Origin of the sequence: Nocardioides alkalitolerans DSM 16699 (assembly GCF_000426525.1) — a bacterium.
GTDB classification, from domain to species: domain Bacteria; phylum Actinomycetota; class Actinomycetes; order Propionibacteriales; family Nocardioidaceae; genus Nocardioides; species Nocardioides alkalitolerans.
Genome location: NZ_KE384533.1, coordinates 974,293 through 990,389 on the forward strand (window position 1 = coordinate 974,293; position 16,097 = coordinate 990,389).

Annotated in this window: 14 protein-coding genes, 1 tRNA gene and 1 other RNA gene; 14 read left to right on the plus strand and 2 right to left on the minus strand. The window is 73.7% G+C overall.

The annotated features are described in order from the left end of the window. The first annotated feature begins 52 nt into the window (after nt 1-52). From K329_RS0121480 to K329_RS0121505, 6 genes are all read left to right on the plus strand, one after another. Nucleotides 53-1,417: a hypothetical protein gene (locus tag K329_RS0121480; protein ID WP_028474639.1), complete on the plus strand. Its 1,365-nt coding sequence runs from the start codon at nt 53-55 to the stop codon at nt 1,415-1,417. Nucleotides 1,418-1,554: 137 nt separating this feature from the next. Continuing rightward, nucleotides 1,555-1,869 (plus strand): WXG100 family type VII secretion target, encoded by a 315-nt coding sequence (locus K329_RS0121485; RefSeq protein WP_028474640.1) that lies wholly within the window; start codon nt 1,555-1,557, stop codon nt 1,867-1,869. A 31-nt stretch (nt 1,870-1,900) separates the two neighbouring features. Then, on the plus strand, nt 1,901-2,200 hold the full coding sequence (locus K329_RS0121490; protein WP_028474641.1) for a WXG100 family type VII secretion target: 300 nt from the start codon (nt 1,901-1,903) through the stop codon (nt 2,198-2,200). A 136-nt stretch (nt 2,201-2,336) separates the two neighbouring features. Next, nucleotides 2,337-3,689: a type VII secretion integral membrane protein EccD gene (gene eccD / locus K329_RS0121495; protein WP_028474642.1), complete on the plus strand. Its 1,353-nt coding sequence runs from the start codon at nt 2,337-2,339 to the stop codon at nt 3,687-3,689. Between the two features lie 6 nt (nt 3,690-3,695). Further along, on the plus strand, nt 3,696-5,183 hold the full coding sequence (locus tag K329_RS0121500; protein ID WP_028474643.1) for a type VII secretion protein EccB: 1,488 nt from the start codon (nt 3,696-3,698) through the stop codon (nt 5,181-5,183). Then, entirely contained in the window at nt 5,180-6,484 is a 1,305-nt protein-coding gene (locus K329_RS0121505) for a S8 family serine peptidase (protein WP_028474644.1), read from the plus strand. Before K329_RS0121500 ends, K329_RS0121505 begins: the two co-directional genes overlap by 4 nt. Before the next feature lie 76 nt (nt 6,485-6,560). Here K329_RS0121505 and K329_RS0121510 read toward each other — a convergent pair. After that, nucleotides 6,561-6,650: transfer RNA gene (locus K329_RS0121510), tRNA-Ser, on the minus strand. Between the two features lie 122 nt (nt 6,651-6,772). Here K329_RS0121510 and ffs point away from each other — a divergent pair. The 8 genes from ffs to K329_RS0121545 all read left to right on the plus strand — a co-directional run bounded on the left by ffs (nt 6,773) and on the right by K329_RS0121545 (nt 13,960). Further along, nucleotides 6,773-6,865, plus strand: an RNA gene (ffs, locus tag K329_RS30530) — signal recognition particle sRNA small type. A 68-nt stretch (nt 6,866-6,933) separates the two neighbouring features. Further along, on the plus strand, nt 6,934-9,243 hold the full coding sequence (locus K329_RS0121515; protein WP_028474645.1) for a DNA polymerase III subunit gamma and tau: 2,310 nt from the start codon (nt 6,934-6,936) through the stop codon (nt 9,241-9,243). Nucleotides 9,244-9,310: 67 nt separating this feature from the next. Next, nucleotides 9,311-9,724, plus strand: coding sequence for a YbaB/EbfC family nucleoid-associated protein (locus tag K329_RS0121520; protein ID WP_028474646.1), 414 nt, complete (start codon nt 9,311-9,313; stop codon nt 9,722-9,724). 13 nt (nt 9,725-9,737) lie between these two features. Continuing rightward, nucleotides 9,738-10,337, plus strand: coding sequence for a recombination mediator RecR (gene recR, locus K329_RS0121525; RefSeq protein WP_028474647.1), 600 nt, complete (start codon nt 9,738-9,740; stop codon nt 10,335-10,337). After that, a complete protein-coding gene (locus K329_RS0121530; protein ID WP_052337207.1) occupies nt 10,330-10,974 on the plus strand; it encodes a DUF5063 domain-containing protein in 645 nt (214 codons plus the stop codon). Before recR ends, K329_RS0121530 begins: the two co-directional genes overlap by 8 nt. Nucleotides 10,975-11,105: 131 nt before the next feature. Continuing rightward, the gene (locus K329_RS0121535) at nt 11,106-12,374 is read left to right on the plus strand and encodes an aspartate kinase (RefSeq protein WP_028474649.1); all 1,269 of its coding nucleotides are present in this window, start codon (nt 11,106-11,108) and stop codon (nt 12,372-12,374) included. 56 nt (nt 12,375-12,430) lie between these two features. After that, nucleotides 12,431-13,414, plus strand: a complete 984-nt coding sequence (locus tag K329_RS0121540) for an aspartate-semialdehyde dehydrogenase (RefSeq protein ID WP_052337331.1) — start codon at nt 12,431-12,433, stop codon at nt 13,412-13,414. A 132-nt stretch (nt 13,415-13,546) separates the two neighbouring features. Beyond that, entirely contained in the window at nt 13,547-13,960 is a 414-nt protein-coding gene (locus K329_RS0121545; protein WP_028474651.1) for a DUF3151 domain-containing protein, read from the plus strand. A 136-nt stretch (nt 13,961-14,096) separates the two neighbouring features. On the opposite strand, the gene lysS is transcribed toward K329_RS0121545, so the two are convergent. Beyond that, nucleotides 14,097-15,860: a lysine--tRNA ligase gene (gene lysS / locus K329_RS0121550; RefSeq protein WP_028474652.1), complete on the minus strand. Its 1,764-nt coding sequence runs from the start codon at nt 15,858-15,860 to the stop codon at nt 14,097-14,099. Nucleotides 15,861-16,097: the final 237 nt, after the last annotated feature.

Below are 16,097 nucleotides of genomic sequence, written 5' to 3' on the forward strand. Positions count from 1 at the left end.
GGGTGCCTGCCGCACGCGGGTGGTCCGACGGGTACGACGAGGGGGCGAGTCGATGACCGAGGCCGTGACCGGCTCGGCGGCGGGGGAGAACATCGCGCTGAGCGTCCACGGGGACGCAGGCGTCCTCGACCTCCTGGTCCCCGACGGTGCCTCCGCCCTGGACGTCTCCCGCGAGTACGCCAAGCAGGTCGGGGCCACCGCCCTGCCCCGCCTGCACGACCAGCGCGGTACGGCGCTGCCCGCCGGCGTCGCGCTCGGCGACCTCGGGATGCGCTCCGGCGTGGTGCTCGTCGCGACGTACGCCGACACCCCCGAGCCGCAGCCCGCCCGCCGCGGGGAGACGACGACCGCTGAGGGTCGCGCCCTGCCGGGGCCGCTCACCGGGATGGTGCTCGGCATCGCCGGCGTGGCGGGCCTCCTCGCCGGGGTCTTCGCCGCCCTCGCGGGCGACGTCGACGAACGGCTGGTCGTCTCGATCCTGCTCGCCGCCGCGTTCCTCGCGGTCCTGCCCGTGGGGCGCCTCGCGCGCCAGCGGGTGGTCACGGCCCCGGTCTTCGGTGCCGCGGCCGCGCTCGTCCTGGTGTGGGACCCGGCGTCGGCCCGCCTGCCGATGGTGCTCGGTGTGACCCTCCTGGGCGGCGCCGTCGTCGCAGCCGTCGGTCGGGCGCTCACCGACGAGGAGGACGAGGTCCTCCGCGTCTGGATCGTCGCGGGCCTGGCGGTCTTCGTCGTCGCCGGTGTCGCGGCCGTGCTCGGCGCCCCCGAGCGCATCGTCTGGGCGACCCTGCTCCTGCTCGCGATGTTCGCCGGCCGCTTCGTGCCGGGGATCGCCGTCGACGTGCCCGACCAGGCGCTGGTCGACCTCGAGCGCCTCGCCGTCACCGCGTGGTCGGCCCGCGACCGTACGGCGAGCCGCCGCTCCCGCACGGTGATCCGCCGGCCCGCCGTGGCCCGGGTGGTCGAGCGTGGCTCGCGCATCGTCACCGCGGCCTGCGCCGCGGTCCTCGTCGTCACGCTCGTCTCCGCCCCCATGGTGCTGCGCACCACGCGCCTCGCGCTCGACGAGATCGGCGCCCCGCTCCTCGTCGCGTGCATCGGCGCGACCCAGCTGCTCGTCGCGCGCAGCTACCGCCACGCCGCCGCCCGGCTCCTGCTGCGGGCCGCGGGACTGTGGTGCCTGGCGTGCGTCCTCGTCGTCCTCGTGGTCGAGCACGGGTGGTCGGGCCGGGTCGCGCTGGTGAGCGTCGGCCTCGGCCTGGTGGTCGTCGCGGCGGCCGTCGCCACGGGCCGCGGCTGGCGCTCCGTGTGGTGGTCGCGCCGCGCCGAGATCGCGGAGTCGCTCACCGGCGCGCTCGCCATTCCCGCCTTCGTCGTCACCGTCGGCCTTTTCCGCAGGATCTGGGAAATCGTGAGCTGACGTGTTTATGGGGTGAAGCCCCGGGGGTACACACCTGCCAGTCCGGGAGATCGGGACGTCCCCCGGGCAGTGAGACACCACCACGAACACGACACTCGGGCGGCCGTTCGTCGCCTCGGGACAACGAAGGAGACGGCATGTCCGAGAACATGAAGATGGGTGAAGGCACACTCATCAGCGCCGGTCAGATGGTCATCGAGGCCAAGGCCGACTTCAACCAGAAGTCGAACGCCCTCGCCTCGCAGATCCAGGGCATGGCCAACCGCTGGCAGGGCCAGGGTGGCGCGGCGTTCCAGACGCTCATCGTCCAGTGGGGCGAGAAGCAGCGCACGATCACCAACGCGCTGGAGAACTTCGAGCGGTCGCTGACCGACACCGACCGCGACACGACGTCGACCGACTCCGGTCAGTCCGACACGTTCACCAGCCACCTCAGCCGCCTCGACGGCTGACCCCGAACCCGACAGAACACAGGAGATGACGATGAGTGACGGCAGCGGCCTGACAGTTGACCACGGCACCCTCGAGGCGACGGCGCAGGACCTCGTCGCCGCAGCTCGCCAGATCGAGGCGCGCCTCGACCGCCTCGAGCAGGAGCTCGCGCCCCTCCGCTCGGAGTGGAGCGGTAACGCGCAGGAGGCCTACGTCCGCGCCAAGGCGATCTGGGACCAGGAGATGACGCGCATGATCGAGCTCCTCCAGGCCACCAGCAACTCGGTGACGAACTCGAACGCGGAGTACCGCGCGGCCGACCGCCGCGGCGCCGACCGCTTCCCGGCCTGATCCACCGGACCCGCCCCGACCTCCTCGAGGTCGGGGCGGTTCTGTGTTTCCGTCGACCCGGGTCGGCCGCCGCTCGCGGAGGCCGCCCCACCGGTAGCATGCGTTCGCCGTCGGACGCGCAGAGGGGGACTGACGCATGAGCCAGTCACAGCTGGGGACCTCGGGCCTGGTCCGGGTGACCGTGGTCTCGGGTCGACGACGGGTCGATCTCGTGCTGCCGGCCGCCGTGCCGGTCGCCGAGCTCGTGCCCGAGCTCGCCCGCAGCGTCGGGCTCCTCGACGCCGCGACGGTCTACGGCGGCTACCGCCTCGTCACCCACGACGGTCGCGAGCTGGCGCACGACGCCGGGCTCACGATCCAGGGCGTCGAGGACGGCGGGCTTCTCACCGTCACCGCGGGCGTCGACGACGAGCCGCCGCGCGTGTACGACGACGTCGTCGAGGCGATGACGGACGTCGTGGAGCGCGAGCTCAAGCCGTGGGAGCCGGCCGCGGGGCGTCGTACGGCGCTCGGCGCAGCCGCGATGCTGCTCCTCGTCGGCGCGGCCTCCCTCCTCCTCCAGGAGGACCGCCTGCTCGCCGCCGTCGGCGCGACGGCCGTCGCGGTCGTGCTCGCCGCCGCCGCCGTGGTGCTCTCGCGCGTGCAGCAGGAGCGGCAGGCCGCGGTCGTCCTGGGCCTCGTGGCCTCGGTGTACGGCGGCGTGGCCGGCCACCTCTTCGCCGACGGCGAGCCGCTGCTGGGCATGGGGGCGGCGTACGTCGGTCTCGGCGTGCTCGGCGTGGCCCTCGCGGTCGTGGTGGGTCTCGACGACGGACGACCGCTGCTGGCCCCGCCGATCCTGGTGGGCTCGCTGCTCGCGATCGGCGGCTGGGTCCTCGACGTCACCGACCTCGGCGCGGCCGAAGTGCTGAGCGGCGTCATGGTCTTCGTCGTGATCTCCGGCAGCGTCTTCCCGTGGCTGGCCCTCAGCGCCACCGGCACGCGCGTCGACCAGATCGCCACGGTCGAGGACATCACGAACGACCCCGACGACATCGACGCCGCCCGCGTCGTCCGCGACGCCCGCACGGCGCACGAGATCCTCGTCGGCATCTCGGCCTCCGTCGGCACGCTGGTGGTGCTCATCAGCCCGCTGGCCGTCTCGCTCGGCATCGTCGGCACGGTCCTCGCCGTCCTCTGCTGCGCCACCGTCATGCTGCGCACGCGGCAGTACCGCACGGGGCTCGAGGTGCTGGTCGGCCTCGTCTCCGGGATCGTCGGGCTGCTCGTCGTCGCGGCCACCGTGCTGCTCGGCGAGCCCGACTGGCGCCCCGCCACCGCCGTCGTGCTCGCCGCCGGCGGTGGTCTCATCCTGCTCGGCAGCCTCTTCCCGAAGCCGCCGTCGGTGCGGCGCGGACGCCTGGGCGACATGGTCGAGACGCTCGCGCTCGTCGCCCTGCTGCCGCTGCTGGTCGTCGCGGTCGGCGTCGTCGACCTGATCGGGGGCTGACGCGCCGTGGCCACCAAGCGCGACCTGGTCGAGGCCCACGGCTTCAGCCGTCGCCGGCTCGTCACGGCCTTCGTCAGCGGCGCCCCCGGCGGGCGGGAGGTCGAGCCGAGCCGCCCCGGACGCGCCATCATCGGAGGCGTCGCCCTCACCGTGCTGGTGCTCGCCGCGGCCGCGGTCGTCGGCTTCCTCAAGCCGCGGCCCGACGAGGGCTGGGCCGACAGCCAGGGCATGGTGATCGCCGAGGAGACGGGCGAGCAGTACATCGTGCAGCCCGACGAGGACGGCGGCGACACCGTGCTCCTCCCGGTCGTCAACACCACGTCCGCCCGCCTCATCCTCGGCGACGAGCTCAGCCCGACGACGGTGCCCCAGGAGGACATCGACGAGTACGACATCGTCGACGCCATCGGCATCCTCGGGGCGCCGACGTCCGTCCCGTCCGCCTCGCGGCTCGTCGACGACGGCTGGACCGCCTGCACGGGCGACTCGCAGGGGCTCCGGCTGAGCCTCGCCGACTCGCCGGGCGCTCAGCCCGACCTGGAGTCGTCGATCCTCGTGCAGTCGGGCGGCTTCTTCCACCTCCTCGCGTACGGCGAGCTCGACGCCCAGGGCCAGCCCCAGGTGTTCCGGATGCAGGTGGGTGCCGAGGACGGTGGGGTGATCGACCAGCTCCTCGGTGCGATCGGCAACCAGCTCTCCCGCGACGCCGCGATCGAGGTGCCGTCGACCTGGCTCAGCCTCTTCCCGGCCGCGCCCCCGCTGCTCCCCGACTCCATCGACGTCGGGGAGGACCTCACCCGCCGGGGTCAGCCGATCGCCGCGGGCGTCCAGCTCGAGGGCGGCGTCGTACCCCGGGTCGGGATGGTCGTCGAGCAGCCGAACGGCGAACGGGTCGTGCTCACGGACGAGAGCTACAACCTGCTGTCGCCGTTCGCGGCCGACGTGCAGGTCGCGCTGGCCGGGCAGGACCAGGTGCCGGTCGTGGCCTCGACGACCCTGGCCCGCGGCGCTGCCGCCTACCCGTCCGAGTGGCCCGACGAGCGCCCGGCCTCCACGAGCTCGGAGAGCTCGGTCTGCGCCGTCCTCCACACCGGCGCCTCGGGCGTGGCCGCCAGGGTGGGCCTCGCCTTCTTCCCCGACGAGACGGCCAGCGCGGAGGGTCTCGAGGCGACCCAGCGGGAGGCGCGCGTGCAGCGGGCCCGCGGTGCCGTCGTCCGCAGCGGCGGCTTCGGCGCGACCCCGCCCGGCAGCGCCTTCCTCGTCGACGCGCAGGGCATGCGCTACGAGCTCGCCGGCAACGCCATCAACCTGCTGGGGTACGACGTGGGGGACACCCCGGTCGTGCCCGACACGTGGATGGCCCCGTTCAACTGCGGTGTCGTGCTGGCGCGCGAGGAGGCGCTGAAGACGCTCTCCTCGGACCGTCAGGAGGAGCTGAGCTGTGAGCGGCCCTCCCCGGAGGACGAGGCAGCGGCGGCCGGAGCGGGCGGGTGAGCACCACCGTCCTCCCGGGACGGTCCTGGCGCCGCTGCGCGCTCGGTGCGGCAGGCCTGGCGCTCGTGGCCCCGCTCGGCGCCGCGGTCCTCCCGGCCGCCGCGGCGCCCGGGCAGGCGCTCGCCCTCGAGCAGCGCGACCTGTTCTGCACCGACGACGCGACGGCGGAGCAGCCGGCGTACGTGACCGGGCAGACGACGTCGCTCGTCGAGCAGCTGGGCCTCGACGGCGTCGAGGGGCTGACGGGCGCCGGGGTCAGGGTCGCGGTCATCGACGCGGGGGTGCCCGTGGGCGCGAGCGTCAACCTCGTCGGGACCCAGGACATCGGGGGCACGACGCCCGTCGCCGAGGTCGACCACGGCACGACCGTGGCCGGTCTCATCGGCGGCCGGGACCCCGACGGCGACCGGCCCATCGGCGTCGCGCGCGACGCGGAGATCATCTCCGTGCAGGTGCTCGACCGGGAGCAGGAGGACCAGCGGGAGGACAGCGAGGGCGTCCCGCTCCGGGCGGAGAACGTGATCGCCGGGCTCAACTGGGTCGCGACGAACGTCGGCAGCGGGGCCGCCCGTATCCGGGTCGTCAACGTCTCCCTCGGCGTCGACCCGAGCCCCGAGCTCGAGGCCGCGGTGCAGGCGGTGCAGGCCGCGGGCGTGCTCGTCGTGGCGGCCAACCTCAACGTCGAGGAGAGCCCCGCGCCCCTCGAGCCGGGCGCGGAGGCACCCGTGCTCGCCGAGCAGGTGACCTACCCGGCGGCGTACCCCGGGGTGCTGTCGGTGGCCTCCCAACCGCCCCTCGGCACCGGCGTCGACCCCTCGACCGGCACGCGGCCGTCGTTGGGCACGGACGTCGTGGCGCCCAGCGCCGGCGCCGTCAGCGTGGCCCGCAACGGCGGCACCTGCCTGATCGAGACCCCCTCGTCGTCGTACGCGGCCGCCGTGACGAGCGGGGTGGCCGCGCTGGTCTTCCAGAAGTACCCGGACTGGACGGCCACGCAGGTCCGGGCGCAGATCGTGGAGACCGCGAGCGGCGTGGCCGACTCGACGAACCCGTACGGCGGGGCCGGCACGGTGCAGCCCGCCGAGGCGCTGGACCGCACGGTCGTGCTCGACGGGAACGGGGAGGCGGTGAGCGGCGAGCAGGTGCAGCGGCCGTCCGTCGCCGCGACCCCGCCCCGCGCCCGCGACGACGTGCTCGCGGACTCGCGCGACGACTTCCTGTGGTGGGGCCTGGTGGCCGGCGCGGCCGTCCTGCTCGCGGCCGTGCTGCGACCGGCGCTGAGCCGGATCAAGCGCCGCTGAGCCCTCGAGGGGCCCTGAAATCGACGACGCCGGGAGCGGACCAGTGGTCCGTCCCGGCGTCGGGTGCCTCACGGCGTGGCGGAGGATAGGGGATTCGAACCCCTGAGGGCTTTCACACCCAACCCGCTTTCCAAGCGAGCGCCATAGGCCACTAGGCGAATCCTCCGCGAGGAGACTAACGGGTGCCGGCGGGCGGCGGGAAATCGGGTACGACGTGCGCCCGCGGGCGGACCCGCCCGGGGGTGATGCGGGTTGGTCGGCGCTCGGGCGGTCCCCTATGATTCCGAGCAACCCCCCGCGTGGCGGCATCTCGCCCAAGTCCCCCAGGGCCGGAAGGCAGCAAGGGTAAGTGAGCTCTGTCGGGTACGCGGGGGGCCTTGTCGTCTTCGGGGCACGTCCCGGCTCCGCCCGCACGGCGGCTGTCGGACCCCCTGGTTAGGGTGCTGGTTGTGGAGTCCCCGCTCGCTTTGTACCGGCGCTACCGCCCGGAGACGTTCGCCGAGGTCATCGGCCAGGATCACGTCACCGAGCCCCTGCGCGCTGCGCTGGCGAACAACCGGGTGAACCACGCCTACCTCTTCTCCGGCCCCCGTGGCTGCGGCAAGACCACCAGCGCGCGCATCCTCGCCCGGGCGCTGAACTGCGAGCAGGCGCCGATCGCCGACCCGTGCGGCGAGTGCCGCTCCTGCGTCGACCTGGCCCGCGGCGGCCCCGGGTCGATCGACGTCATCGAGATCGACGCCGCCTCCCACGGCGGTGTCGACGACGCCCGCGACCTGCGCGAGAAGGCGTTCTTCGCCCCGGTCCACAGCCGCTACAAGGTCTACGTCATCGACGAGGCCCACATGGTGACGACGCAGGGCTTCAACGCCCTGCTCAAGCTGGTCGAGGAGCCGCCGCCCCACCTGCGGTTCATCTTCGCCACCACCGAGCCCGAGAAGGTGCTGCCGACCATCCGGTCGCGCACCCACCACTATCCCTTCCGCCTCATCCCGCCGCGCCTGCTCTCGAGCTACCTGCACGAGCTCTGCGAGAAGGAGGCCGTGCCGATCGAGGCGGCCGCGGTGCCCCTCGTCGTCCGGGCCGGCGGCGGCTCGGCGCGCGACACGCTCTCGGTGCTCGACCAGCTGATCGGCGGGGCCGGTCCCGAGGGCGTCACGCACGCGCTGGCCACCGGGCTCCTCGGCTACACGCCCGACTCGCTGCTCGACGAGGTCGTCGACGCGTTCGCGGCCGGTGACGGCGGCGGCGTGTTCGGCGTGGTCGACAAGGTCATCGAGACCGGGCAGGACCCGCGCCGGTTCACGGAGGACCTGCTGCGGCGCATCCGCGACCTCGTGATCGTCGCGGCGGTGCCCGACGCGCCGGCCACCGGTCTCATCGACGTCCCGGTCGACGCGGGGGAGCGGCTGGTCGCCCAGGCCGCCCGCTTCGGGGGCGTCGAGCTGAGCCGTGCGGCCGACCTCGTCGCCGCCGGCCTCACCGAGATGCGCGGGGCCACCGCGCCGCGCCTCCTCCTCGAGCTCATCTGCGCCCGGGTGCTGCTGCCGGGAGCCGACTCCACGAGCGACGGCGTGATGGCCCGCCTCGAGCGGCTCGAGCGGCGCATGGCGATGCCGGGCGGCCTCACCGTGGCCAGCGACGTCGTCGTGACCCCGACCCCGATGCGTCCGGCGGCGACCCGTCCGGCGGAGCCCGTGGTGGAGCCGGCGCGACCGGCGCCGTCGCCCGTGGAGCCCCCGCGCTCCACCCCGCCCGCGGAGGCGCCTGCGGCGCCGCCGGCGGTCGATCGTCCGGCCCCGCCGGCCGAGCCCGCGCCCCAGGAGCGTGCGCCCCAGCCGCCGCCGGTCGAGGCGCCTCCGACGGCGACGGAGACCGGGCCTGCGGACGACTTGTCCGGCTGGCCCACGCCCGCGCGCCTGCCGGGTGCGTCCGGGGACGCCGCTGCGCCCGAGCGCCCGACGGGGAGCCCGACGGAGCGGCCGGCCGACCGGCCGGCCGAGCCCGCGGCCCCGTACGAGGCACCGGCCCCGCAGCCGAGCGCGGCCGCCGAGCCCCCTGCGCAGGCATCCGCCGAGACGACGGCGAGCAGCATGTCGCTGGCCGACGTACGACGCCTGTGGCCCGACGTCGTCGAGCGCACGAAGGCGATGCGCCGCGTCACCTGGATCCACCTCGCCCAGAACTCGCAGGTCGTGGCGTTCAACGGCGGTGTGCTCTCCCTCGGCTTCTCCAACGCCGGGGCCCGACAGTCGTTCGAGTCCGGCGGCAGCCTGGAGATCGTCCGGCAGGCGGCCATCGACGTGCTCGGCGTCGACTGGCGCATCGAGGCGATCGTCGACCCCGGCTCGGTCGGTGGCACCACGGCGTCCGGCGCAGGGGGAGGCCGACCGCAGCAGGCGCGTCCGGATCCGGTTGGCCACGAGCCGGCTCGTCCGGCCCAGCAGTCCCAGGCCCCCGCACCCGCTGCCCCCGCCGAGGGTGGGCGAGCGGTCGACTCCTCCGGCGGTCGCACCGACGTGCGCCCTCCGGCGGCGGAGCCCGCTGCGGAGCGCCCGCAGTCGACGCGGCCGCGTCCGCCGTACGACGAGGCGCCCCCGCCCGCGGAGCCCCCGTCGTGGGTCGACGACGACGACCCCGACCCCGACGCGGCGGTCTCGCCGGACGATCCCGAGGACGAGAACCCCGAGCTCGCCGGCACCGAGCTGCTGCAGCGTGAGCTCGGCGCCACCGTGATCGAGCAGATCAAGCACGACTGAGCGGTCGGGCCCGACGGCCCGCCCGTGCCCCACCCCCGATGTCCCGCACCCCGTCAGAGGAGCAACGATGACGCAGAACCCGTTCGACCCGGCCGGCGCCAACCCGCTCGGCGGTGGTGGTCTCGACATGAACGCCCTGCTCCAGCAGGCCCAGGCGATGCAGGAGCAGTTCGTCGCGGCCCAGGCCGAGCTCGAGCAGGCCACGGTGGAGGGCAGCGCCTCCGGTGTCACCGTCACCGTGCGCGGCACGGGCGAGCTGACCGCGGTGAGCATCCGCCCGGGCTCGTTCGACGGCAACGACGAGGAGAGCCTGACCGACCTCGGCGACCTCGTCATCGCGGCCTACCGCGACGCCCGCACGCAGGCCGACCGCCTCGCCAACGAGAAGCTGGGCCCGCTCGCCGGCGGCCTCGGTGGGCTCGGCGGTCAGGGCGAGGCTCCGGGCGGCATGCCGGGCCTCCCCGGCGGCCTGGGCTTCTGAGCGGACGGCGTCCTTGTACGAAGGTGTCGTCCAGGACCTGATCGACGAGCTCGGTCGGCTGCCCGGCGTGGGTCCGAAGGGGGCGCAGCGCATCGCGTTCCACCTGCTCGCGGCCGACCCGACCGACGTGCGCCGGCTGGCCGAGGCCCTCGTCGAGGTCACGGTGAAGGTGAAGTTCTGCAAGACCTGCTTCAACGTGTCGTCGGAGGACCACTGCCGCATCTGCCGCGACCCCCGGCGCGACCCGTCGGTGCTGTGCCTCGTGGAGGAGTACAAGGACGTCGTGGCGATCGAGCGCACGCGGGAGTTCCGCGGGCGCTACCACGTGCTCGGCGGGGCGATCAGCCCGATCGACGGGATCGGACCGGAGCAGCTGCACATCCGTGAGCTCATGGTCCGCCTCGCCGACGGGGCGGTCACCGAGGTCATCCTCGCGACCGACCCGAACCTCGAGGGCGAGGCCACGGCGACCTACCTCACGCGGATGCTCAAGCCGCTGGGGTTGCGCGTCACGCGACTTGCGAGTGGACTGCCCGTAGGTGGTGACCTGGAGTACGCGGACGAGGTCACCTTGGGCCGTGCGTTCGCAGGGAGGCGTTCCGCCGATGACTAGTGCAGGTGTCCCGCTCTCGGAGCTGCTCGGGGAGGCGCTCGCCGAGGTCGTCCTCGACAGCGACACCGAGGACTTCGCGCAACAGATCGCTGACCAGGTCGAGAGCTTCCTCGTGGCGCTCCAGGCCATCGCCCGCGAGGGCGACGGCGGTCGCGCCATCTCGCTGCTGCTGCTCGAGGTCTCCCAGGTGCTGCTCGCCGGGGCGCGCCTCGGCGTGCAGCGCGACTTCCTGCCCTCCGAGGAGTTCGAGCCCGACGCCGGGCCCGACCCCGACCTCGACGAGATGCGCCTGCGCCTCGCCCGGCTGCTCGACGGCGTCGACGACTACACCGAGGTCTTCGACCCCTACGTGCTGTCGTCCGACGGAGCGCCCGACCTCGTCGAGGCCACGCTGTCCGACGAGCTGACCTCGGTGGCGTCCGCGCTGGCCCACGGTCTGCGGCACTTCCGCGCGGGTCGGGTCCACGAGGCGCTGTGGTGGTGGCAGTTCTCCTACGTCAACAACTGGGGCAACGAGGCGTCGGGCGCGCTGCGGGCCCTGCAGTCGATCGTCGCCCACGACCGTCTCGACCGGGAGGTCCGCGGCGAGCTCGACCAGGTCGCCGCCGCCGACGAGATGCTCGAGACCACCCGCTGAGGCCGACGGCCCGCACGGCTGAGACGCGCACGCGGACGAACGCCCCGCGCCGGTAGGATCGGCGCCGGTCAGAGCGGTGCCGTCGAAGCCTCGGCGCGCCGCGTCGTACAGGGTGAGCGAGGGAACCGGTCGTGGGCATTGTCGTGCAGAAGTACGGCGGCTCGTCGTTGGCGAACGCGGAGGGCGTCAAGCGCGTCGCCCAGCGGATCGTGGCCACCAAGAAGGCCGGCAACGACGTCGTCGTGGTCGTCTCCGCGATGGGTGACACGACCGACGAGCTGCGCGACCTCGCCGAGCAGGTGACGCCGATGCCGCCGCCGCGCGAGCTCGACATGCTGCTGACGGCCGGCGAGCGCATCTCCATGGCGCTCGTGGCGATGGCGATCAGCGCGCTCGGCTACGAGGCCCGCTCCTTCACCGGCTCGCAGGCCGGCGTCATCACGGACTCGGCGCACGGCAAGGCCAAGATCATCGACATCACTCCGGGGCGCCTCGAGCAGGCGATCAGCGAGGGTGCCATCGCGATCGTCGCCGGCTTCCAGGGCGTCAGCCAGGACACGAAGGACGTCACCACCTTGGGTCGCGGTGCCTCCGACACCACGGCGGTCGCCCTCGCGGCCGCCCTCGGGGCCACGGTCTGCGAGATCTACAGCGACGTCGACGGCGTCTTCACCGCCGACCCGCGCATCGTGAAGGCGGCCCGCAAGCTCGACCGCGTCTCCACCGAGGAGATGCTCGAGATGGCCGCCAACGGCGCGAAGATCCTCCACCTGCGGTGCGTCGAGTACGGCCGCCGCCACAACATGCCCATCCACGTGCGCTCGACCTTCTCGCAGAAGGAGGGCACGTGGATCATCCCCGAGCAGCAGGGAGCCCCCATGGAGAACGCGATCATCTCCGGCGTCGCGCACGACAAGAGCCAGGCCAAGATCACCGTCGTCGGCGTGCCCGACAAGGTCGGCGAGGCCGCGCGCATCTTCGAGACGCTCGCGACCACGGGCGCGAACCTCGACATGGTGGTGCAGAACGTCTCCGCCGCCTCGACGGGCCTCACCGACATCTCGTTCACGCTGCCGCGCGAGGACGGCCAGACCGCGATCACCGCGCTGGCGACCCTGCAGGAGAGCGTCGGCTTCGACAAGCTGCTGTACGACGACCAGATCGGCAAGGTCTCGCTCATCGGCGCCGGCATGCGCTCCCACCCGGGCATCACCGCGAAGTTCTTCGCGGCGCTCGCGGCCGCCGGCGTGAACATCGAGATGATCTCCACCTCGGAGATCCGCATCTCGGTGATCATCGACGGCACGCAGATCGAGGACGCGGTGCGCGCCACGCACACGGCGTTCGACCTGGACGACACCGAGGGCGAGGCCGTGGTCTACGCCGGGACGGGGAGGTGACCGGCGTGGGTGCACGCATCGGCATCGTCGGCGCGACCGGTCAGGTCGGTGTCGCCATGCGACAGATCCTGCTGGAGCGCGGCTTCCCGGCCGACGAGATCCGGTTCTTCGCGTCCGCCCGCTCGGCCGGCACGGTGCTGCCGTTCGGCGACCGCGAGGTCACCGTCGAGGACGCGGCCACGGCCGACCCGACCGGTCTCGACATCGCGCTCTTCTCCGCGGGCGCCACCACGTCGCGCGCCCAGGCGCCGCGGTTCGCCGCCGCCGGGGTCACGGTCGTCGACAACTCCAGCGCGTTCCGCATGGACGCGGACGTCCCGCTCGTCGTCTCCGAGGTCAACCCGGACGCGATCGGCGAGGCCCGCAAGGGCATCATCGCCAACCCGAACTGCACGACGATGGCCGCGATGCCGGTCCTCAAGCCGCTGCACGACGAGGCCGGCCTCGTCCGCCTCATCGCCTCGACCTACCAGGCCGTCTCCGGCTCCGGTGTCGCCGGTGTGGAGGAGCTGGCGAGCCAGGTCGCCGCGGCCGGTGACAAGGCCACCGAGCTGGCGTACGACGGCGAGGCCGTCTCGTTCCCGGCCCCGGTGAAGTACGAGCGCACCATCGCCTACAACGTCGTGCCGCTCGCCGGCTCGATCGTCGACGACGGCCTCGACGAGACCGACGAGGAGAAGAAGCTCCGCAACGAGTCCCGCAAGATCCTGGGGCTGCCCGAGCTGCTGGTCTCGGGCATCTGCGTGCGCGTCCCCGTTTTCACGGGCCACTCGCTGGCGATCAACGCGGAGTTCTCGAGCACCCTCACCGTCGCCCGGGCCAAGGAGATCCTCGCCAACACGCCGGGCGTCGCGCTCAGCGACATCCCGACGCCGCTCCAGGCGGCCGGCAAGGACCCGTCGTACGTCGGTCGCATCCGCCACGACCCGGGCGTCCCCGACGAGCGGGGCCTCGCGCTGTTCATCAGCAACGACAACCTCCGCAAGGGGGCGGCCCTCAACACGGTGCAGATCGCCGAGCTCCTCGCCGAGCGCCTCTGACGCGAGTCGGCACGTCTGCGACGTCGTACGGCGCCCAGCTGTCGCGTCTGCACGCCTGAGAGGTGCCGACCTGTCGCGTCTGCACGGTGACCGGCCCGGTCGCCGGTCGCGGCGGCGTGGCACGCTGGGGGCATGAGCCACGTCGACCTGATGGCGGGTCCGCCGCCGACCCGTCTGCCCGAGGATCCCGCCGCCGCCGAGCTGACCACCGCGGAGCCCGCGGCGGTCGTCCGCCGCCACCCCGATTCGCCGATCGCGTGGGCCGCGTTCGCGGAGCAGGCGAAGCAGGCGGGCGCCGACGACGTCACCGTCTACGCCTACGCCCGCGTCGGCTACCACCGCAGCCTCGACCAGCTGCGCCGCAACGGCTGGAAGGGCCACGGCCCCGTGCCGTGGGACCACGAGCCGAACCGCGGCTTCCTCCGCGCGCTCGCCCTCCTCGCGCTGTCGGCCCGCGCGATCGGCGAGACCCACGAGTGGGAGCGCTGCTCGGAGTTCCTGCGCGACTCGAGCCCCGCGGCGTACGACGCCCTGCTCACCGACTGATTCGCACCTGCACCGCCGACGGCGCCGTCCCCACCGGGGGCGGCGCCGTTGCAGTGGTGCCGACCCGCCACGCCCCAGCCGTGCAGACGCGACAGCTCGGCACGCCTGAGACGTGCAGACCCGACAGCTCGGCGAGCTACGGGGCGGTGACGAGCTCCGTGACCGTGCCCAGCCCCAGCGCCACGATGAGCGTGGGCAGGCGGGGGCCGCGCTCGGCCTGCACGAGCAGGCGGTAGAGCAGGTTGAAGAACGCCTTCTGGTCGGCCTTCACCTCGTCGGTGGGGGAGTCCTCGAGGGCGAGGCCGCGGGCGAGCTTGGGCACGCCGTACACGACCGTGGTGACGCGGTCGAGGTCCGGGCTCTCGTCGGCCCAGGCGCTCGGCAGGTGCTCCATCAGCAGGTAGAGCCAGGTGCGCTCCTGCTCGCCGAGCCCGGCGAGCAGCTCGCGGTCGGGGGTGGCGCGCACGGTGGTGCGGTCCTCGGCGGGCACGAACTCGTTCGTCCAGGTGATGGCCCTCGTCAGGCGCGGCTCGAGGTCGGCGACGGTCCCGTGCTCGTGCCCCAGGTCGCCGACGAGCCGGCTGATCTGCTCGGCGCTGCCCGCGGTGACGTCGGCGATCGACGACAGCGTGCGGAACGGCACCACGACCGTCGGGGTCGGCAGCCGGCCCGCGGTCGACGTGGACGAGGCCCGCTCGAACGCGAGCACCTGGGCGTCGCGCTTCGCCGGGTCGGCGGCCTTGCGGGCCAGGGCGTCCCACTCGTCGTACAGGCGCACGACCTCGGGACCGAAGTCCACCGTGAACGCCTGCTTCGGCTGCCGGCGGGCGTAGAGCCAGCGCAGCACCGGGGCCTCCAGCACGCGCAGCGCGTCGCTCGCGGTCGGCACCCCGCCCTTCGACGACGACATCTTCGCCATGCCGGCGACCCCGACGAAGGAGTAGCCGACGAACGAGGGCGCGCGGCCGTCGAACAGCTTCACGATCTCCTTGCCGACGGTGTACGACGACCCGGGCGTCGCGTGGTCGACGCCGCCGGGCTCGAAGTTCACGCCCTCGACCGACCAGCGCATCGGCCAGTCGACCTTCCAGACCAGCTTGCCCTCGTGGTCGTCGCGCACGTTGGTGACGTGGGAGGAGCCGCAGCTGTCGCAGGTGTAGGCGAGGTCGGTGGTCTCGTCGTCGTACGACGTCAGGGTCACCGTGTCGCGCCCGCAGGTGCGGCAGAACGGCTTGTAGGGGAAGCGGCCGAGGTCGCCGGTCTGGGTGGCCTCGTCCTCGTTGGCGACGGAGTCGGCGAGCGTGGCAGCCTCCTCCTCGGAGACCTCCTCCGGCGCGGGCTTCTTCGTGCGGTGGCGCGCCAGGACGTCCTCGATCGCGTCGCGGCGGGCGAGCGCGTGCAGCACCTGCTCGGTGTAGGCGCCGGCGGTGTAGCGCTCGGTCTGGTCGACCTCCTCCATCGTGGCGCCCAGCTGGGCCAGGGCGTCGCGCAGCGGGGCCTTGAAGTGCTCGGCCCACGAGTCGTGGCAGCCCCACGGGTCGGGCACGGCCGACAGCGGCTTGCCGATGTGGGTGGAGAACGACGGGTCGACGCCGGCCGGCACCTTGCGGAAGCGGTCGTAGTCGTCCCACGAGTGGAGGTGGCGGGCGGGCACGCCGCGGCGGAGCAGCTCCTCGGCGACGAGGTGCACGGTGAGGAACTCCCGCAGGTTGCCGAGGTGGATCGGCCCCGACGGGCTGATCCCGGAGGCGCAGGTGACCACGGTGCCGGCGGCGCGCAGCGTCTCGGCCACGGCGGGGTCGCGCGGGTCGCCGCCGGCGTGGCGGATCGCGTCGTCCGCGGCGCGGGTCACCCAGTCGACGGGCTCCTGCGGCGCTTGGCCGTTGCTACGTCGTGCCATGCCTGTGTCGTCGCTCTCCGTGGTCGTGCCGGGTGGGTCGGGTCGGCGGGCCCGCGAGGGGCGCACGCCGACGGGCAACGGTACTGGACCGGGGCGGGGAGAGCGGTGTCCGCCGGGTGCCGGAGGACGGCCGGGAGCAGAGCGAGGGCGTCCGCTCCGGGGAGCGGACGCCCTCGCTGGACGCCCCCGGCCCGTCCCCCGACAGGCCTCTCGTCACATCCCCCGCGGTGCGACGGA